16 protein-coding genes are annotated in these 18,784 nt (G+C 65.9%); 4 read left to right on the top strand and 12 right to left on the bottom strand.

Features of this window, described 5'->3' with window-relative positions:
• Nucleotides 1-76 precede the first annotated feature (76 nt).
• On the top strand, nt 77-415 hold the full coding sequence (locus HNP60_RS05680) for a hypothetical protein (RefSeq protein ID WP_184151290.1): 339 nt from the start codon (nt 77-79) through the stop codon (nt 413-415).
• Nucleotides 416-540: 125 nt separating this feature from the next.
• Here the strand turns inward: HNP60_RS05680 and HNP60_RS05675 are convergent, their stop codons facing one another.
• The 10 genes from HNP60_RS05675 to HNP60_RS05630 all read right to left on the bottom strand — a co-directional run bounded on the left by HNP60_RS05675 (nt 541) and on the right by HNP60_RS05630 (nt 12,521).
• The gene (locus HNP60_RS05675; protein ID WP_184151287.1) at nt 541-2,667 is read right to left on the bottom strand and encodes a PQQ-dependent dehydrogenase, methanol/ethanol family; all 2,127 of its coding nucleotides are present in this window, start codon (nt 2,665-2,667) and stop codon (nt 541-543) included.
• Nucleotides 2,668-2,671: 4 nt separating this feature from the next.
• A complete protein-coding gene (locus HNP60_RS05670; RefSeq protein ID WP_184151284.1) occupies nt 2,672-3,466 on the bottom strand; it encodes a nuclear transport factor 2 family protein in 795 nt (264 codons plus the stop codon).
• Nucleotides 3,463-4,266, bottom strand: a complete 804-nt coding sequence (locus HNP60_RS05665) for a nuclear transport factor 2 family protein (RefSeq protein ID WP_184151281.1) — start codon at nt 4,264-4,266, stop codon at nt 3,463-3,465. The genes HNP60_RS05670 and HNP60_RS05665 overlap by 4 nt, the downstream gene beginning before the upstream one ends.
• Nucleotides 4,263-4,982: a nuclear transport factor 2 family protein gene (locus tag HNP60_RS05660; RefSeq protein ID WP_184151277.1), complete on the bottom strand. Its 720-nt coding sequence runs from the start codon at nt 4,980-4,982 to the stop codon at nt 4,263-4,265. Before HNP60_RS05660 ends, HNP60_RS05665 begins: the two co-directional genes overlap by 4 nt.
• Nucleotides 4,979-6,775, bottom strand: a complete 1,797-nt coding sequence (locus tag HNP60_RS05655) for an SMP-30/gluconolactonase/LRE family protein (protein WP_184151274.1) — start codon at nt 6,773-6,775, stop codon at nt 4,979-4,981. Before HNP60_RS05655 ends, HNP60_RS05660 begins: the two co-directional genes overlap by 4 nt.
• The gene (locus HNP60_RS05650; protein WP_184151271.1) at nt 6,772-7,806 is read right to left on the bottom strand and encodes a DUF8021 domain-containing protein; all 1,035 of its coding nucleotides are present in this window, start codon (nt 7,804-7,806) and stop codon (nt 6,772-6,774) included. Before HNP60_RS05650 ends, HNP60_RS05655 begins: the two co-directional genes overlap by 4 nt.
• Before the next feature lie 209 nt (nt 7,807-8,015).
• Nucleotides 8,016-8,951, bottom strand: a complete 936-nt coding sequence (gene kce, locus HNP60_RS05645; protein ID WP_184151237.1) for a 3,5-dioxohexanoate:acetyl-CoA acetone transferase — start codon at nt 8,949-8,951, stop codon at nt 8,016-8,018.
• Between the two features lie 72 nt (nt 8,952-9,023).
• Entirely contained in the window at nt 9,024-10,487 is a 1,464-nt protein-coding gene (locus tag HNP60_RS05640; RefSeq protein WP_184151234.1) for an aldehyde dehydrogenase family protein, read from the bottom strand.
• Between the two features lie 148 nt (nt 10,488-10,635).
• On the bottom strand, nt 10,636-11,595 hold the full coding sequence (locus HNP60_RS05635; RefSeq protein WP_260394707.1) for an HpcH/HpaI aldolase family protein: 960 nt from the start codon (nt 11,593-11,595) through the stop codon (nt 10,636-10,638).
• On the bottom strand, nt 11,592-12,521 hold the full coding sequence (locus HNP60_RS05630; protein ID WP_184151231.1) for a cupin domain-containing protein: 930 nt from the start codon (nt 12,519-12,521) through the stop codon (nt 11,592-11,594). The genes HNP60_RS05635 and HNP60_RS05630 overlap by 4 nt, the downstream gene beginning before the upstream one ends.
• A 339-nt stretch (nt 12,522-12,860) precedes the next feature.
• Here HNP60_RS05630 and HNP60_RS05625 point away from each other — a divergent pair, with 339 nt between their 5' ends.
• Genes HNP60_RS05625 through HNP60_RS05615 form a run of 3 tightly spaced genes read left to right on the top strand, consistent with a single transcriptional unit; the run spans nt 12,861 to nt 15,836 of the window.
• A complete protein-coding gene (locus HNP60_RS05625) occupies nt 12,861-14,912 on the top strand; it encodes a Tad domain-containing protein (protein ID WP_184151228.1) in 2,052 nt (683 codons plus the stop codon).
• Nucleotide 14,913: 1 nt separating this feature from the next.
• The gene (locus HNP60_RS05620) at nt 14,914-15,417 is read left to right on the top strand and encodes a TadE/TadG family type IV pilus assembly protein (RefSeq protein ID WP_184151225.1); all 504 of its coding nucleotides are present in this window, start codon (nt 14,914-14,916) and stop codon (nt 15,415-15,417) included.
• Nucleotides 15,414-15,836, top strand: coding sequence for a TadE/TadG family type IV pilus assembly protein (locus HNP60_RS05615; RefSeq protein ID WP_184151223.1), 423 nt, complete (start codon nt 15,414-15,416; stop codon nt 15,834-15,836). The genes HNP60_RS05620 and HNP60_RS05615 overlap by 4 nt, the downstream gene beginning before the upstream one ends.
• Nucleotides 15,837-15,919: 83 nt before the next feature.
• Here HNP60_RS05615 and HNP60_RS05610 read toward each other — a convergent pair whose 3' ends face one another.
• The gene (locus HNP60_RS05610; RefSeq protein WP_184151220.1) at nt 15,920-16,654 is read right to left on the bottom strand and encodes an SDR family oxidoreductase; all 735 of its coding nucleotides are present in this window, start codon (nt 16,652-16,654) and stop codon (nt 15,920-15,922) included.
• A gap of 108 nt (nt 16,655-16,762) precedes the next feature.
• Nucleotides 16,763-18,763 (bottom strand): nuclear transport factor 2 family protein, encoded by a 2,001-nt coding sequence (locus tag HNP60_RS05605; protein ID WP_184151217.1) that lies wholly within the window; start codon nt 18,761-18,763, stop codon nt 16,763-16,765.
• Nucleotides 18,764-18,784: the final 21 nt, after the last annotated feature.

Genomic DNA, 18,784 nt, shown 5'->3' with positions numbered 1-18,784 from the left:
TTCACCGACGGGTTTGATGACTCCCCATCTAATATAACGCATACTACTCGTCTAATCGGAAAACGAGGGAAGTGTTATGCCAACTGAGGGTGCGATAGAGCAATGGAAGACGAAATGCCGCGAGATGCCTATAGAGGACTTGCGCGAGCTCTTATTTACTGGACGACTGTCTGACTATAAGCGACATCATGCAATTATTGATCTTGAATCTCGGGAGCGGGAAGCCATAGAGGTCTCAAGTGCAGAACACATGGCCTTGGCGCGCTCAACTGCGGATTCTGCCGCGATACAAGCCGAGGAAGCCCGCAAGGCAAATCAGAAGGCGGATACTGCCAACATCATTGCTAGCATTGCAATGGTCGCCGCTGTGATTGCTATAGCGATTTCCATAGTGGGCCTGTTCTTGGGGCGTTGACCCCACTCTGTCTTCCGCACCACTCGCCGTCGCCATTCCTGCAGGCCTTTCGTGGCCGTGATGAGTGGCGGCCCCTGGTTCGGGATTTATGAACCCCACCCTCTGCGCAGCCCCCCGCCCCGCCCTCAGTGCGGGCCGTTGCCGTCGGAGCTGCGGCCCCAGTCTTCGTGGGCGCGGGCGATCACATAAGCGTGGATCGCCTCCACGTCGTCCGGCTTCAGGAGATCGGCGAAGCTGGCCATGCCTTTGTCGGCATAGATGCCCTTGAGCACGATGTCGGCGAACAGCTTGTGCGTCTCGGCGGTCATGCGGCGCAGGTCCTTGACGCCGCCGATCGCCTGCTGGCCGTGGCAGACCTGGCAGGTCTCCGCGAAGAGGCGGGCGCCACGCGCGATGGTTTCCTCGCTGGCGGTGGAACGCGGGGGCTCGGGCGCCTTGTCCTCGGCCTTGACGGGCGGGAGGACGACATTGCCGTCCAGCCGGAATACCAGCAGCCGCGCGGCCGCCCGGGGCAGCTCGATACCGCCGGCGCGCTCGATCTGCGCGGCGCCGCCGCCCCAGCCGGCATTCACCGCGACATATTGCACGCCATCCAGCATGTAGGTGATCGGGCCGGAGACCGGCGCGCTCTGCACCGGCATTTCCCAGAGCGTGCGCCCCGTCTTCGCGTCGAAGGCAGCGAAGGTCTGCTTCGTCGTCCCCTCGAATACGAGATCGCCCGAGACGAGTACGCCGCCATTGCCATGGCGCGGCAGCGGAACGCGCCATGCTTCCTTCTGCGCCACCGGGTCCCAGGCGAGGAGGAAGGTCTTCTCCATCGCCACGACCTGCTTCATCAGCTCGGTGCGCTTCTTGAGCGCCTCGCCGGTATAGCCGCCCCACCCCGCATTGGAGCGGAAGGGCTTGGGCTTGAAGTCCGGATCCAGCGCATAGACCATCGCGGATTCGTAGATCGGGAAGTAAGCGAGCCTCGTGCGCGGGCTGAAGGCCATGGGGAACCAGTTGTGCCCCCCGCCCGGCCCCGGCATCACCAGCACCGGATCGGTGCCGAAATGCGCCTGCGGATTGATCTTCGGCCGGCCGGTTTTCATGTCGATCCCGCTGGCCCAGTTGACCGGCACGAAGGGCTCGGCGGAAATCAGCGCGCCGGTCTTGCGATCCAGCACGTAGAAGAAGCCGTTCTTGGGGGCCTGCATGATGACCTGCCGCGTGCGACCCTTGATCTTCAGGTCCGCCGAGATCATCGACATGGTGCAGGTATAGTCCCAGTCCTCCTCCGGCACCATCTGGTAGTGCCACTTGTACTTGCCCGTCGTCGCATCGAGCGCGACGATGGAGCAGATGAAGAGATTGTCGCCCTTGCCCGCGCTGCGGTGATGCCAGGCGAGCGGCGAGCCGTTGCCGGTGCCGATATAGACGAGATTGAGCTTGGGATCGTAAGCGATGCTGTCCCACGCATTGGCGCCGCCGCCGAGCTTCCAGTAGTCGCCCGCCCAGGTCTTGCGGATCATCGCCATGATGTCGTCGGACGCCTCGCCGTCCGGACCCTTCGCCGGATCGCCGGGGGTGAGGAAGAATTTCCAGAGCTTCCGGCCGGTGTCCGCATCCCATGCGGAGACGAAGCCGCGAATGCCCAGATCCCCGCCGCTGTTGCCCACCACCACCTTGCCGTCGAACACGCGGGGCGCGCCGGTGATGGAATATGGCATGTCGTCCGGCGTGGTCTGCACGGACCAGACCGGCTTGCCGCTGCGCGCGTCCAGGGCGATCAGCCGCCCGTCCAGCGTGGCGATGATGATCTTGCCGTTCCACATGGCGAGGCCGCGCGCGACGGGCTCGCAGCAGGCATAGCGGCCATATTCGCGCGGCACGTCCGGATCATAGGTCCATAGCCGCTTGCCAGTGCGCGCGTCATAGGCGATCGTCACGTTCCACGGCAGAATGTTGTAGAGCACGCCATCGGCATAAAGCGGCGTCGCCTCGACACCGCGATAGGTATCGAGATCGTCATACCAGGCGATGCCGAGCCGGCTCACATTGCCGGGATTGATCTGATCGAGCGGGCTGAAGCGCTGGGCGCTGTAGGTCCGCCCGTCATGCAGCCAGTCCGTGCCGTCCTTCTCCTGCGCGGCCATGCGGGCACTGTCCACCGCGGCCGGGCCGCGCACGTCCTGCGCGGCGGCAAGGCCAAGGCTGCCCAACACCAGCATCGCGGCGCCGGCCCACAGGACCGGACGCGTCCATCGCCTCATGCGCTCATTCCTTCGGGGGCTGGCCGATCGGCTGCGTGCCGTCCACCACGCGGCCGGTCCGGCTCCATTGCTCCTGCGCCGCCGACCCCGGCACGCCGGCATGGGCGCCGATGTCCGACTTGAGGATCGGGAAGGCCTTGCCCGACACCGGATTGGGATAATGGAACGGGATGATGTAATAGGACGGATAGGTCAGGTAGACCGTCGAGGGCGGCAGATCCGGCGGCGGATCGAACTTGTCCGGCCAGGTGTTGTTCATGGCCCATTTGCCCCAGCCATCCCAGCTCGTGTACATGGTGAACGGCCCGGACAGGCGGCTGATCTTCCAGACGCCATTCTCCTTGCGATATTCATTCTCGTAGAGCGGCAGGCCCCAGCCGCCATTGCTCATCACAAAGGCGCGCGCGCGGATCCAGCCGGTCTTCCCGTCCTCGGAAATGTCCGGGATGGGCTGGAACTGCATGTGATTGGCAAGCGAGCCTTTCTTCACGCCGTCCGGCCCGAAGGCGGTCTGCATATATTCGAGCACGCGGGGCTTGCCCAGGAACAGGCCCTTGCCGCCGATCTCCAGCGTGGCATCGTCCGCGAACAGCTCCGAAAGCGGCGTCCACTGGCTCTTGTCCACGAAATAGCCGTAAGTGCGCTGCAGGCGCTCGATGGCGTTCATGTCCTCCAGCCGGGTGATGCGCTTGTCCAGCGCGGCAAGCTGCTCCTCGGCGGACTGGGCCAGCGCGGGCGCTGCCGCCAGCAGCGACGGGCCGGCCAGCAGCGCGGCGATGAATTGCGTGCGGATGCTCATTGTTGCCTCATCCCCTTCGATGCGCTGCTCTCCTTCAGCTTCTCGCTCTCTAGCCCCTTGTCCGGACGGCCGACGATGTCGTCGCCGGCGAGCGGCAGGTCTGCGAGGGACTGGCCGGTGACCGGGTGCCTGAAGCTGAAGGGCGGCAGATAGGCGTTCGGGAAGGAGCGATAGACGTCGGTCGGCGGCCGGTCCGGCGGGAAAAGCGCGCTCGGCCCTTCCATCTGGATGGCGTATTTCGCAAAGCCGAGATCATAATCGGTCAGCGCCGTCATGAAGAAATGCACCTTGGCGAATTTCCAGACGCCGCCTTCCTTCACATAGTCATTCTCATAGATGCCCACGCCCCATTTGCCGTTCTGCCCCGGCTCGGAGAGCATGACCATGCCTTGCCAGCGGCCGGTCGCGGTCTTCCCGTCCGGCGCGACGACCACTACGGGCTGCAGCATCATGTGATTGTTGAGGCGCCCCTCGCCCAGCCCCTGCGGGCCGAACAGGAGCATCGCCTGCCGGATGCGCGCCGGGCCGACATAGACGCCGCGCTGGCCATATTCGAAGCTGCCCTTCGCGGCGAACAGGCCGGACGCCTGGTCCCAGAGCCCCTTGTCGAAATAATAGCCGAAATTGCCCTGCAGATTCTCGATCGCGTCCTGGTCCTCCAGCAGCGTGACTCGCTGCTTGTAGGCCGCGAGCTTGCCGCGGACATCCCCGCCGCCTTGCGCCGGCGCGGCCGCCGGCAAGGCGAGGATGGCGGCGAGGCCAAGGAGCATGGCTCCCTTCATGGCGATGCGGGCGCTCATTTCGCGGTCTCCGGAGCAGATTGGCCGGTGACGGGCCGGCCGGTGACGGGATTGGGGGCATGGAACGGCGGGAGTTGCGGCTCGGGGAAACCCCGCGCGCGCACGGTCGATGGCCGGTCGGGCGGCATCTTCCGGCTTGCCTCGCTGCGCACCAGCCCCTCGCCCGGCTGCAGGCGCGCCCAGCCCTTCTCGTAAGGCACCACGAAATTGACGTGGAGATGCAGCGCGCGGATTTTCCAGACGCCATCCTCCTTCACATAGTCATTCTCGTAGATGCCGTCGCGCCATTCGCCATGTTTCTTGTGCTGGCCAAGCATGCCCAGGTCACGCCAGCGCGCGCGGGCACTGCGCCCGTCCGCCGCGACATCGACGACCGGCTGGAGCGTCACCCACTCGTTGAGCTGGCCATAGACCAGCCCGTCCTGCCCGCCATGCAGGGCTTTCAGATAATCGCGGATGCGCGTCTTGCCGGCATAGACGCCGTCCATGCCGATCTCGATCGTGCCGTCGTCCGCGAACAGGTCTGCCGCGTCCTGCCACAGGCCGCGATCGACATAATAGCCAAAGGCGCGCTGGAGCTTCTTGACCGCGCGCGCGCCTTCGAGCTTCTGGACGCGCAGGGTCAGCGCCGCGATCTCGGCATCGGTCGATTGCGCCTGCGCCGGTGCGCCCGCGAGCAAGGCCGCGCCGGCCAGCGCGAAGAGCGCCGCCCTCACCGTATGCCTCCCAGCGGCACGGCCCGCAGCGCGAATTCGCCGGGATCCTGCCCCTTCAGTTTGGGATCGAAGAGGAAACGCCCCTTGCTCTCGATGGCATAGGCCGTGTCGCCGATATGCGTGACGCCGGGCACACCGTCCATGCCGTCCCTCAGCACTTTCACAGTCACATCATCCCCCTCGATGGTCAGCAGGCTGATCCGGCCGCCCGGCCCTTCCGCCTGCAGGAAGCGATTGCCGCCGATCGGTCGCAGTCCGTCCGGCCCGTCGAGCGGCTGCGAGACGTTGAGCTTCGTGAGGCTCGCGAAACTGCCGTCCGCCTTGCGATTGACGCGGAGCATGGTGTTCTGGCGGACATTGTTCACATAGAGCGTGCCGTCCTCGCTGAACGCGATGCCGTCCACGCCCTCGAGCAGCGCCTTGTCCTCGACCAGCAGCGAGACCGCCTTGCCGCCGGGGCTGAGCGTGAAGATGCGCCCGTTGGTCGTCTCCGCGATGAAGGCGGTGCCGTCCTTCGCGATGGCGATGTCGTTGCAGGCGCTGACCGGCGCGGGCATCTCGTAGCGCTGCCGGAACGCGCCGCTGCGAAGATCGAACGCGACGAGCGCGGAGACCTCGCCCGCCTTGCCCATCGGCACCGAGCAGGCCCAGAGCGTGTTCGTCTTCTCGTCGGCAAGCACGCCGAGCACGGCTGCGAGCTTGTTCACCCCGTCCGGACGAATCCAGGCGATGGCGCGATCGGCGCCGGGCAATGCGCGGTAGATATTGCCCTTGAAGCTGCTGATGTAGAGATTGCCGGCGGCGTCCGCCGTCGCATTCTCCGGGAACACGCCGGTATCGTCGATCACGACATCGGGCGGCAGCGGCTTGTTGAAGGGCGCGGCAGTCAGATAGGGCACTTCGTTGGCGATCGTCTCCAGCCGGGCGATCCGGCCGTTCTCGATGCGGAAGACGCTGACGAAGCCGACGGTGCGCGGATATTTCGCTTCCGCCGGATAGGTCTTGCCGTCTTTCGCGGTGAAGCTGAGCGCCGCGCCGGGCAGGTCGCGATAGCCGATCGCGGCGACCAGCCCTTTCGCTTCGTCCACGGCCACCACCTCATGGCGCACCGCTTCCAGCTCGCCGTAAAGGCCGCGCCGCAGCGCTGCCTCACAGGAAGCGTCGCCGCTTTTCGCCGCAGGCAGATTGCCCGTCATGGCGACGCCATTCTCGATGAGCGTGCAGCCCTTATCGAAGCCGGGGATGGCGGAGGCGCCATTCGCCTCGACAGCGTCGAAATAGCCGTCGACCAGCGCGATCATCTTGCCGCGCGGCAGGCGTGCCTTCGCCGGGAGATCTGCGGAAAAGGCGCGGTCCGGCGCATAAGCCAGCGGATCACCGAAGGGCTGGCGCCCTTCCTTGCGGCGGATGACCGACTGGACCGCCGCGATTTTGCCGTCCTTCACTTTCATGTCCATGGCATAGAAGCCAGGCTGGCCATGATCGTCGATCATGCCGGCCCAGACGACATGGCCGGTGCGGCTGTCCGCCACGATCAGCGGCGCGCGGCTGCGGCTCTTGATCGTCACCCACGAGCTTTCGCCGATGCGCACGCGGGTGCTGTTCTCGGCATAGCCCACGCGCCCGGCCCATGGCAGGCCCCTGGGATCGCTGCGGGTCATCGCATCCATGAAATCATTGGCGAGGCCGGTGAGGCAGGCCTCGTCGCACGCCTTCCCCTGCGCCTGCGCGGCGGCGGGTGGGAAGGTAACGACACAAAGCGCGACAGCGGCGCGCAGCAGGAGCCGGCTCATTCGCCCACCTCCCCATGCGCGCGGCCGGTGGCCCAGGGATTGTGCATGAAATAGGGCACATAAGTGAAAACGGCCTCGATCCGCTGGATCTCCCCGTTCTTCACCCGGAAAGCCTCGATGAGGCTGATGGAATTGGGCCATTTGAGCGCTGTCTTCATTTCCATGCCGTTGGTCAGCAGATAGCGGTCCCGCTCATTGTCATGATCGAAGAAGCCGGTCGCCACCACGACGCCGCGCTCCTCGTCCACGATGGGGAAGCGCCGCTCGCGGATGCGCTTGTTGATGCGGTAGATGCCGAGCTTGAACTGCTCGAGGCAGCCCGAAGCGATGGCGGCGGCATTGCCGTTGCGCTCGCCCGGCGCCGCCGAGGGGCCCTTGCCGGGCGCGGTCGTGCTGATGCCGTTCTCCAGCCGGCCGCAATCCTCGCTGAACGGCGCGAAGACCATGCCATCGTTGAGCTCGACCGTGTTGAAATAGCTCTGCGCCACCGCGATCAGTCGCTGGCGGGGCCGGCGCTGCTCGGGCGGCAGGACGTTCTCGAACTCGGGATCATGCTCCACCTTGTCGGGATCGCCGAAGGGGGCCGGCAGGCCGGTCTTGCGATGAACCACCGTCTCGACCTCGCTGATCGCGCCGTCATCGACCTTGAGGCGCATCGCGTAATAGGCGGGCTCGCCATGCTCCCAGACCACGCCGAACCAGGCGGCCTGGCGCGTCAGCGGATCGGCGACTTCAAGAGCGTTCGGGGCCACCTTGCTGATCGAGCTCCACAGGCCTTTGCCGATCGGCACGAGGGCATTGTTCTCGGTGAAGCGCACGTCCGGCGCGAAGCGCACGGCCGCCGGATCGCGCTTTGCCAGCGCTGCCATATAGCCGCGCACATGGCCGATGAGGCAGGCGCGATCGCATGTCGGGATGTTGACGGCGCTCGGCTCGCCCGGCGCCTGCGCGGCGACCGGCAGCCCGCCAAGGACCGCCACGCCCGCCGTCGCCAGCAAGCGCATGGGCCAACGGTAAATCTGGTGTCGCACGGATTCCCCTCCTGTCTCGCCCCTCGCGTGCCCGGTCCGGTTGCAGATGGCCGGGCTATGAGGATGAATGAGGCGCAGCATAAGGGCAGCGCGGCGGCCTTGTCACGCCGCAGCGACCGGGAAAGGCCCCTATTTCCAGATCAGTCCCGTCAACAGTCCGGCTGGATCAAGAGCCGCGCGAGGGTTTGGCGCAGGACCGGCGAGCTGGCTCAGAAGCCGACGCGGTCGCCGCCCTTGAGGCCGAGCATGGCGCGCGCCTCGGCCGGGGTGGCGATCTCGTAGCCCAGCGTCTCGATCACGCCGCGCAGCTTGCGTACCTGATCGGCATTGGACCGCGCCAGCTCGCCGCGTCCGATATAGAGGCTGTCCTCCAGCCCGACGCGGGCATGGCCGCCGTTCAGCACGGAAAGCGTGCCGAAATTCATCTGGTTGCGCCCGGCAGCGAAGGCGGAGAACATGTAATCCTCGCCGAACAGCCGGTCGGCCGTTGCCACCATATGTGCGAGATTGGCCGGCTCCGCGCCGATGCCGCCGAGAATGCCGAACACGCCCTGGATGAAGAAGGGCGGCTCGACCAGCTTGCGATCCACGAAATGGGCGAGCGTGTAGAGATGGCCGATATCATAGCATTCGAACTCGAACTTCGTACCGAATGCCTGCCCGACCTCGACCATGATCCGCTCGATATAGGCATTGTCATTATACATGATCCGGCCGCGCGAGCCCTCGACATAAGGCTGTTCCCAGCCATGTTGCCAGGCATCCACGCGCGCGCCGGCGGCGCTGAAATCGAAGATCAGCGGGCCCATGTTGAGCGAGCAGACTTCCGGCTGGAATGCCTTCGCGCCTTCCAGCCGGTCATCGAGGCTCATGGTGGCACTGCCGCCGGTGGAGATGTTGATGACCGCGTCCGTCGCTTGCCGGATGCGCGGCAGGAAGCGGGCGAAATCCTCCGCGCGCGGGCTCGGGCTACCGTCCGCCTCGTTGCGGGCGTGGAGGTGAAGCACCGTCGCACCCGCCTCCGCCGCCTCGATCGCCGCATGGGCGATCTGGTCCGCCGTGACCGGGAGATGCGGCGACATGGACGGCGTGTGGATCGAGCCCGTGGGCGCGCAGGTCAGGATGACTTTCTTCGAGCGGCGCATTTCAGTCCCCTTCCCTTCCACGGCTGACATGGCCACCCGGAACCCGTTTCAGCATGATATTGAAATCATGCCTCAAAGTCCGGCGTGGCAGACATATTTGATGTTCAGATACTCATCCAGGCCATGCGAAGAGCCTTCCTTGCCGATGCCCGACAGCTTGACGCCGCCGAACGGTGCATAAGGCGTCGAGATGAGGCCGGTGTTCACGCCGACCATCCCGCTTTCGATATCGCGGCCGGCATGCGCGATGGTCGTGGGGCTGGTGGAGCAGACATAGGAAGCGAGCCCGAACGGCGTATCATTTGCGAGGCGGATCGCATCCTCATAGGCATCGAAGGCGACGAGGCCGGCCAGCGGGCCGAATGTCTCCTCGCGCGTAAGCAGAGCGCCGGGCGCGACATCGACCACCAGCGTCGGGGGCTGCATCCGCCCCTCGCCCTTGCCGCCAACCAGCAGCCGCCCCCCGCCGGAAAGCGCATCCTCGAGATGTTCGTTGACCTTGGCGACGGCCGGCGCGTCGATCAGCGGACCGATGTCCGTATCCTCCTCCAGCCCGTCGCCCAGCTTCATGGCGGCCACGCGCTGCGCGAAGCTCTCCACGAACGCGTCGTAAATGCCCCTCTGCACATAGATGCGGTTGGCCGCGATGCAGCTCTGGCCGCAATTACGGAACTTGGCGATCATCGCCGCGTCGACGGCGGTGGCGAGATCGGCATCGTCGAAGATCAGCATCGGCGCGTTGCCGCCCAGCTCCATGGAGAGCCGCTTCACCGTGGGTGCGCAGGCCGCCATCAGCTTCACGCCGACTTCGGTCGACCCCGTGAAGCTCAGCTTGCGCACGATGGGCGATGACGTGAACAGGTCCCCGATCATGCCCGCGCTGCCGGTGACGACGCTGAACACGCCCGGCGGCACGCCCGCTTCCTCGGCGAGCTGGGCCAGCGCGAGCGCGGCAAGCGGCGTCTGGCTGGCGGGCTTGGCGACCATCGTGCAGCCCGCCGCGAGCGCGGGCGCGAACTTGCGCGTCAGCATCGCCAGCGGGAAGTTCCAGGGCGTGATCGCCACGCTGACGCCGACCGGCTCGCGCTCGGCATAGAGCTTGCGCCCCGGCACCGGCGCGGGAATGATCTCGCCCAGCGCACGCGGCGCTTCCTCGGCATAGACCTCAACGAAGCCGGCGCCATAGTCGACCTCGCCATAAGCTTCCTTGAGCGGCTTGCCATTTTCCAGCGTGATAAGCCGCGCGAGATCGTCGCGATGGGCCATGATGAGATCCAGCAGCCGGCGCAGGATCTTGCCGCGCTCGCGCGCCGGGGTGCGCGCCCATGCCGGGAAAGCGCGCGCGGCGGCATCGATCGCTGCCTGCACCTGCGCCTGCTCGAGCGCGGGAATGGTGGTGATGAGGCCGCCGGTGAACGGATCGGTGACCTCGATCGTCCGGCCGGCCGCGCCGTCCACCCATTGGCCATCGACATAAGCGGCGGCGCGGAGAAGAGGCTTGTAGGCGATGACGGCGTTGCGCTGACTTTGATCCACGAAAAGCTCCGTGATGTTGGCTACGGCTGCCGGCCCGCCCGGGTCTGGCGACCCACGCAAACCGGAAACGGCGAGGCCCCGGGACATCGGGGCGGTTGCGAAACTGGCCCGGCTCCGCGACTCAGAGCCGGCCTTCGATGCTTCCGCCTTACCGCATTTCCGCGCCGTCCGTTGTTTCCACCTGACCGGGAGACGCTGTAGCGGCACGCCCCGCCGTGCGACTTGTCCGTTCCGGTAGCCAAGGTTGCGCAAAGCGGCGCGGTGGAATGGTCATGTCGGAGGGCGCGCGTGGAGCGGGGTGGCCACGATCCATCCAGACCGTCTGTCCTAGAAGGCCGCGCGCATGCGCAGGGCCGCCTGCCGCATGAGGCCCTGATCGGACGCGACGAGGAAGTTCGCGACGCCGGCCCGCGCGCAGGCTCGCGATTTCGGCATCATCCGTGGCGCCGATATGGGCAATGAGCGGCATGCCGTGCCGCGCCGCGGCGGCGGCAATGCGGCCGACAATCTCCTCGATGCGCGCGTCCCCGGTCGTCTCGGCGCCGATCGCGGCCGATAGATCCCCCCGGCCAATGAAAGCGGCCGTAAGCCCGGCCACGCTGAAGATCTCGTCCAGATGGTCAAGCGCATCGATATCCTCGATCATGGCGATGACCGACGTGCTGCTGTCGCACGTCTCCATATAGTCGCGGAAGCCGAGCCGCCCATAGCTGCCCGCGCGCGGACTGTTCGAGAAGCCGCGGTGCCCGCCGGCGAAGCAGGCCGCATCCACTACGGCGCGGGCGATCGCAGCCGAGGAGACGTGCGGCACCAGCACGCCCGCCGCACCGGCATCGAGCGCGGTCAGGATGTGCTCGGGCGCCGCCGAAGGCACGCGCACCACGCTGGCGATCTGGCCGGCGCGAGCGGCCAGCATCATGAGATCGATATCCGCGCGGCTGAACGGCGCATGCTCGGCATCCACCACCACGAAATCGAAGCCCGCGTCCGCGAGGATCTCGGTGGCATGGGCGGTGGGCGTCTTGAGGAATGTGCCGAGCAGCCCCTCCCCGCCCACGAGGCGGCGGCGAAAACGCTGCTGCGGCCTCTCGGGAGGGGACGCGCTCATGCCTCGGGCATCGGATAATCGTCCGCGTTCAGCACCCAGCCCTCCATCTGGGAGAAATCCCGCCGGGGCGGCGCGAACACGTCGACCAGCCGGTTGTCCTGCGGCGCGATGGAGGCCGAGGTGTGGATCGACTTGGGCGGGATCACCGCGATGGAGGGCGCGGGGCAGACCATATGCTCGTCATCGCGCCACTCCGCCTGATTGGCGGTCCACGGCCAGCGCAGATGGTGGACATAGGAGCCGCCGAGCGCCAGCGAGCATTGCTCGAAATCGTCATGGAAATGCGGCGAGAGCTTCGTGGTGTCGCGCGGCCCGTCCGGCTCGAACACATTGACCATGAAAGTGGTGCAGCGCCAGATGCGCCCGAAGCGCCCCGGCTGCGCGGGAACATCCAGGCTGTAGGGGCGGATCCTGTAGCCGCCCGGCGGCTCCGGCCATGTCTGGTAGGCGGGGATATTGGGCTGCTGCACGGCATAGCCCGCGGCATTGGCCGCAAGCGCCGCGACATCGCCATTCTCGCGCGAGAAGAGCCGCACGATCTCGCCGCCCTCCGGCAAGGCGATGCTGCTCTTGCCGGGCGGCACGATGACGATGGCATAGCCCGGCACCTGCTCGACCTGGCCATTGGCTGTGATGACCGCCGGCACGTCCCGGTCTTCGATCAGCAGGACATATTCGTCCGCCTGCCCCTTGCGCTCGAACACGGCACCGGGCTTCGCGCGGGTATAGGCGACGACGAAATTCTGGCCGCGCCCGAACCATGTCTGGCCGGTCTCGTCATCGATCTGCGGCGGCGTCGAGCCGAACATGACATAATGCGAGGGCCCGAAGCCCGTCGCGACTGGCGCGCCGCCCGACACCGCGCTGCCGCTGGTCAGCTTCGAGCGCGGATCGTCGGACGTGTACATGGTGTTGGCTGCGGACATGAGGCTCCGTCCCTGATTCCTGAGGCAATATGCGCCCTGCCTTAGCGGGAGACCAGAGCGGCGGGCTTGACCGAAGCGGCAAGCCGGTTTGATCCCCGGCGAGAGGTGACGCGTCCGTCGGGATGGTCGACGTGCTGCCAACCGATATCCTTAATCCGCAAGAGGCATTCTCCGGGCGCGAGCCATCTCGCAATCCGTTGCGAGGCGATGAACCCGCTGTTTGGCTTAATCTTTCTTTAGGCCGGTCGAGGTTAACGTCACCTCTCCGACGAAGTTAACCTCGCGCCTCAAGGGGCCGACGTGTCTGGCGCTGCAAATCAACTGTGAGCATCTGATGATATGATGTGGTCAAATCTCGGGCGAATTTGCGCGAAACTACGTCATGATTCAGCAGGCGGTGTCGCCCTGATTGCGGGCCTGAGCTTGCCCGTCGTGGTCGGCGGGTTGGGCCTTGCCGTCGATCTCGGGCGCGGCCTTGATGAACGCATGGTCACCCAGCGGGTGGCGGATTCTGCGGCTCTGGGTGCTGCCCTGGCCTATCAGACCAGCAACGATGCGGCGAACCTCACCGCAATCGCGCGCGATCTGGCCATAGGCAATGGCTTGCAGGATGCCGATGTTCATGCCGAACTGGTCCATGACTTCCCCAATTCGGGCGATCAGGCAGTCAAGGTCGTCGTTACCAAGCAGTTGCCTTTCATTCTTGCCCGGATCGTTGGCGCCCCTGCGAACTTCACCGTCGGCAGCGAAGCCGTCGCGGTCGTCTCAGGCGAACAGCCCTTTGCCCCGCCCTGTTTTCTCGCGCTCAGCAGCGGCAACGACGCCCTGCGCACCTCAGGCGGAGGCACATTCGACGCACCGGATTGCTCGGTCGCTGCGGTCGGTCAGGTGAACAACGCCGGTTCCCTGATCCGTGCGAGCGATATCATTTCGGGCGCCGGCCAGATCCGCAATGACTGGGGCACGCTCACCGCCAGCAGCTTGCGCTTCGCGACGGACTTCTCGAACCCGAGCTGGAACAGCGCCGTCCCGGCAGCCGACAAGCGAGTGAACCAGTCGACCGCGCTGGCTGATCCGTGGGCCGACAACGCCGATCTCGCCTCGGCCCGTTCGTTGATCGGCACATTCACGGCCATTCCGAACCTTGCGAACCCGACGACCACAAGCGCCAGCAACTGGGATTTCAACTGGTCCCCGGCCGCCAATGTCGCAGGCTTCCGGGCTGGTTCCGGCAGCAGCACCTACAATGTGCCCGCCGGCAATTACACGATCGGCCAGCTCAATGTCGCCGGCGGCATCACTGTCAATTTCGCTTCCGGATCCACCATCACCATCAACAACGGCTTTTCCAACGGCGGCAGCAGCGTCGTGTTCGGCGACGTGAACCTGTTCGTCAACGGCGGCTTCAACAGCGGCTCGAGCGGGGTCCGGATCGGCAAGGGCACGCTCCATATCGGCAGCGGGACAGTGAATTTCAGCGGCACCAACATCAAGGGCGATGGCGACGTCATCGTCAACGCGACCATCACGATCGGTGGCGGATCAAGCCTGCGCATGGGAAATGGCCAGCACATGTTCCGCAGCCTGAGCATCTCCGGCGGCAGTTTCGTGGTGGCCGGGACCGGCAATTTCCAGGTCAATGAGGGAATCGATGTCGGTGGAAATTCAGAGCTTTCCTTCGGCAATGGCAATGTGCTGATCGGCCCGCGCGCCAACGGCAATGCAATCAGCCTGGCGGGCAGCGGCCGGATGTTCATGGGCGACGGGACTTTCAGTGCCAACGGCCATATCGTCACCCAGGGCGGCAGCCGCATCCGCTTTCCGGCCACGACCAACCACCTGATCAATGGCAATATGACGATCGCGGGCTCGGCCCTGTTCGATGCCGGCCGCTACACCATCGCGGGCAACTTCACCAATGGCACGGGCGGAACCGTCTGGCCGTTCACCTCGCCCCATACTGGAATCACCTGGGGTCAGACATTGAACGGGGTCACTGCGAGCGGTTTCGACATGGTCGGGGTCGATGTGACCTTCGTGCTGAGCGGAACACTCAATCTCGCAGGCGGCGCGCGCACCAAGCTGATCGCGCCGAGCAGTTCGGTCCCGGGCGGGCAGATCCGCGAGATGCTGCTGCATTCCCTCACCAGCGCCAACACAAGCTGGACGGCCGGTGCACAGAGCATCTTCGTGGGCACCGTGCACGTGCCCAATTCGAACCTGACGATGAGCGGCGGCAGCACCAATCTCTCGGCCGGCCAGTGCTTCACCGTGATCGCCAACACGATCGCGGCGACCGGCGGGGCGGCGGCAGGCTCGGCATGCCGGACGATGGAAGAAGCTTATGGAGGAGGAGGCAGCGGCGGTGACGTCATTCGCCTGGTGCGCTGATATGCGAAATCTTGTTCATGCCTTGCGACGAGATGACAAAGGCGGGGTCGCGGTTGAATTCGCCCTGTGGATCACGCTGTTCTTCATCACCGCACTCGGGGCATTCGACCTGGGCGACATGTATTTCAAGCGTTCACAGATGGGGTCGGCCGTTTCAGCAGCCTCGCTGCAAGCCTTTGACCAACGGGACGATGTCAATTTCGCCGAACTGGGCAATTATGTGAAAGCACTGGCCAACGACAGCAAGCTCACCGTCACCGTGAGCTGCAATGGCGTTGCGGGGAGCTGCACGAATGTCGACCGCCCCTGCGCTTGCCTGACGACGGAAGGGGAAATGGTGGCGCGGCAATGCGGCATCCCCTGCTCCGAAGCAAATATGACACCCGGCGTCACCGCCGGCTATTATCTGACCATCTCTGCCAGCCAGTCCTTCAGTCCCGTGCTGCTTTCAGGAGGAAGCGTTGGCTCGCAGCTATCCCAGACTGCAACGGTGAGGTTGCAATGAACATCCTGCGCCTGATGCGTTGCGTGCGGGGCGCTTCGATCCTCGAATTTGCGATTCTGGCACCGCTGTTCATTGCCATGCTGGTCGGCCTCATCGAGTTCGGGCGGGCTTACTGGATCCGGCAGACTCTGGCCGAAGTGGCCTTTCATACGGCCCGTTGCATGGCAATGGACACAGCGTGCGCCAACCAAGCGCAGAGCGTCGCCTTTGCCGTTGCCCGCGCAAGCGACTACGCGATCTCCATTACACCCAGCGCGGTTGCGCCCACGTCAGGCGTGTCTTGCCGCGGCCAGGCCAACTCCCATCAGGTGACCATTTCCACGCCGTTTCTGTCACCAATTGCCAGCTTTGGCTTTCTGCCTGAAAGCCTTCAGGTCACGGCATGCTTCCCCGTGTTCTCGAGCGGTTCCGGGACTTGATTGCTGACTGGCAGGTAATTTCCGGCCCTAACGTTCTTATCGACGAGATTCTTCGGACAGAAGATCGCCAATGATCCGCTGTCCTAGCGCCCGCCGGACACGGCGAGATTGGCGCCGGTGATGAAGGAGGCTTCGTCCGAGGCAAGGAACATGACGGCGGCGGCGGCTTCCTGCGGCGTGCCGATGCGCCCCACGGGGGAAAGCGAGGTCGCCATCTTCACTTTCTCCGGGCTCAGCATCTCCGTGCCGATGGGACCGGGGGACACGGCGTTCACGCGAATGCCCTCGATGCCCACTTCGCGCGCAAGGCCGAGCGTCAGGCTGTCGATGCCGCCCTTGGACGCGGCATACCAGACCCATTCGTTGGGCGAGCCATAAGCGGTGGCGCGCGACGACATGAAGACGATCGCGCCGCCCTGCCCCCCGGTGCGGGTGGACATCAACGGGATGGCCGCACGCGCGCAGAGCATCGCGCCGGTGAGATTGACCGCGACGACGCGCGCGAGCGTCTCCGGATCGGCATCGGCAAGGCGCGAGGCCGCGCCGGTAATGCCGCCATTATAGACCAGCACCCGCAGCGGTCCGGCCTCCTCCACCGCCGCGAACAGCGCCGCGACATCGGCGGGATCGGCAGTGTCGGCACGGACGGCGCGCGCGTCACCCCCCTTCGCGATAATCTGCGCCACGGTCTCCTCGGCCTGCGCGGCATTGCTCGCATAAGTGAGGACGACGCGGTAACCGGCCCCGGCCGCCGCATGCGCGATGGCCGCGCCGATCCCGCGGCTGCCGCCGGTCACCAGAAACACGGGTGGATTCATGTCCGGCTCCCCTTGCCTATCCTGCCTGGGCGCCCTCTCTCGTCCGCCGCGCTGCGCCGGACTTGCCCCAGCAGGCAGGGATCGTTGCGGCGCCCTGCCCGCCTCATGTCAGAAATGGCGCGGCGGCAACAGCAGTTCCGGGGCGCGGCCGCTCACCGGATTGCGGAAATGCAGCGCCACGGGCAGCAGGTCCGGCCAGGGTGCGGTCGAGGGTCCCCGCAGCGGGCCATCGGGCGGATAGCCCTTCATCACGTCCGGATCGGGCACGAAGCGGGTATTGCTGGCCGGATCGGCCTTCGTCCAGCCGGTGGCGAGATCGCCGGTCCAGACATAATCGAGGTCCATGGCGGAGATCTTCCACAGGCCATCCTCCAGCACCGCGCCATTCTCGTAATGCCCGCCGATCTGTGCGCCGCCCGGATCGTTGCTCGTGCCGAGCTGGAACAGGCGCAGATGGATGCGCGCGCTCTTGCCGTCCGCCGCGACGGTGGTCACCGGCTGCATCTTCTGGTGTATCGCCATGCTGGGCACGAAGCGCCCGCCATTGCCATAACGCCGGGCAAGCGACTGGAAGACGCGCTCGTTGCCGACATAAGTGCCGACATAGGAAAGCTCCTTCCAGCCCTGCTTCGAGAACAAGTCGCCGATCGGCCGCCACAGGAACTCGTCGATATAATAGCCGTAAGCGGTCGAGACATTCTCCGCGCCGTCATAAGCGGACGCGATGGCGAGCTGGCGCTCGATCTCCGCGAGGCGCGCGGCCGGATCGGACGGGTTCGCCGGTGGTGCAGGCGCGGTGGCCGAGGCGGGGACTGGCGCGGGCAGGATGGTCATGCTGGCCGGATAGGCCGGTGCCTTGTCCGTCACTGGATTGGCGAAGCTCAGCGCGGGGAAGGCAGTGCCGGGATATTGCAGCGCCGCCTGCCGGGCCGGCACGGCTCGCCCGGCCCGGCCCAATGGCGCATCGGGGATCGCGCTTTTCGCCCAGCCCTGCGCATAATCGGTGCGGGCGCGGGGATAGAGCCGCATATGCGCGAGCATCCACTTGCCATCGCGCTTCACATAGAGATTCTCGAATGTCGCAAGCGTCCATGCGCCCCACGCATTGGCCTTGCCGACCATCCCCAGCTCGATGCCCCGCGCGGTGGCACTGGCGCCATCGGGCGCGACGGTGATGACCATGTCGAACTGGAGCCGGTCATTGAGCTCGCCGGACCGCAGGCCCGCCGGCGCGACCGCCTCCAGTGCGGCGCGGATCGCCTTGCGGCCCTGCGCGCGGTCCCCCGCCGCTTCCATCACGCCGTCGGGCGCGAAGAGGTCGGTCACATCGTCCCACAGCCGCCGGTCGACATAATAGCCATAGGCATTCTGGAGATTTTCGATCTGCGAGGCATCGTTGAGCCGCGCCACGCGCCGCTCCAGATCGGCCAGCGACGGCGCGGGACCGGCCGGGGCGGTCCAGCCATCCTGCAGGCGCGTGCTCGGGATGCCGAGGCTGTCCACGCTGAAATGGAAAGGCACGGCGCGCAGCACCGGATCGACATTCTTCCAGCCCGCCTCATAGGAGCCGGCGAACAGCGGGTAGGGATGGAGCATGGCGAACTTCCATTTGCCATCCTCCAGCACATAGACATTTTCCTGGATCGCGCCGGACCAGTCCGCCCGCTCGCCATAGTGCGCATCGATGCCGAGGCTGTGCCAGCGGCCCTTGCCACGCGTGCCATCAACGGACAGCGTCACCACCGGCGAGAAGATCATGTCCACATGGAGCCGGCCCTGCGCGATGCCGTCCTGCCCCTGGCCGATCGTCTTGCGCAGATGCGCGGCGATGGCCTGCGGCCCCATGACGCGCGCCCGGCCCTCGCCCAGGGCGCCATCCCGCGCGAAGAGCGACGCTGCCTCGTCCCACAGGCCGAGCTGGAGATAATGGACATAGCTGTGCTGGAGCCGCTTGATCTCCCGCACCGCCTCGGCGCGCCGCAGCTGCTCGGCGACGCGCGCGACCTGCTCGTGCGCGACATCGGCAGCCTGCGCGGGCGGCGCGGCGAGGAGCAAAGGCGGGGCAGCCAGCAGGGCCAGCCCCAGCAGCATGGCAGTCATCGGCTTCATGTCACTCTCCTGCCTTTTCTT

Source organism: Sphingobium lignivorans, from assembly GCF_014203955.1.
Classification (GTDB): Bacteria; Pseudomonadota; Alphaproteobacteria; order Sphingomonadales; family Sphingomonadaceae; genus Sphingobium; species Sphingobium lignivorans.
Note: the sequence above shows the minus strand (reverse complement) of the source record. Positions and strands in the feature narration are given on the sequence as shown.

Bases quoted from the DNA above. Each gene is read 5' to 3' on its own strand.
- HNP60_RS05680 (WP_184151290.1), top strand. From the start codon at position 77: ATGCCAACTGAGGGTGCGATAGAGCAATGGAAGACGAAATGCCGCGAG.
- HNP60_RS05675 (WP_184151287.1), bottom strand. From the start codon at position 2,667: ATGAGGCGATGGACGCGTCCGGTCCTGTGGGCCGGCGCCGCGATGCTG.
- HNP60_RS05670 (WP_184151284.1), bottom strand. From the start codon at position 3,466: ATGAGCATCCGCACGCAATTCATCGCCGCGCTGCTGGCCGGCCCGTCG.
- HNP60_RS05665 (WP_184151281.1), bottom strand. From the start codon at position 4,266: ATGAGCGCCCGCATCGCCATGAAGGGAGCCATGCTCCTTGGCCTCGCC.
- HNP60_RS05655 (WP_184151274.1), bottom strand. From the start codon at position 6,775: ATGAGCCGGCTCCTGCTGCGCGCCGCTGTCGCGCTTTGTGTCGTTACC.
- kce (WP_184151237.1), bottom strand. From the start codon at position 8,951: ATGCGCCGCTCGAAGAAAGTCATCCTGACCTGCGCGCCCACGGGCTCG.
- HNP60_RS05635 (WP_260394707.1), bottom strand. From the start codon at position 11,595: ATGAGCGCGTCCCCTCCCGAGAGGCCGCAGCAGCGTTTTCGCCGCCGC.
- HNP60_RS05630 (WP_184151231.1), bottom strand. From the start codon at position 12,521: ATGTCCGCAGCCAACACCATGTACACGTCCGACGATCCGCGCTCGAAG.
- HNP60_RS05625 (WP_184151228.1), top strand. From the start codon at position 12,861: ATGATGTGGTCAAATCTCGGGCGAATTTGCGCGAAACTACGTCATGAT.
- HNP60_RS05620 (WP_184151225.1), top strand. From the start codon at position 14,914: ATGCGAAATCTTGTTCATGCCTTGCGACGAGATGACAAAGGCGGGGTC.
- HNP60_RS05615 (WP_184151223.1), top strand. From the start codon at position 15,414: ATGAACATCCTGCGCCTGATGCGTTGCGTGCGGGGCGCTTCGATCCTC.
- HNP60_RS05610 (WP_184151220.1), bottom strand. From the start codon at position 16,654: ATGAATCCACCCGTGTTTCTGGTGACCGGCGGCAGCCGCGGGATCGGC.
- HNP60_RS05605 (WP_184151217.1), bottom strand. From the start codon at position 18,763: ATGAAGCCGATGACTGCCATGCTGCTGGGGCTGGCCCTGCTGGCTGCC.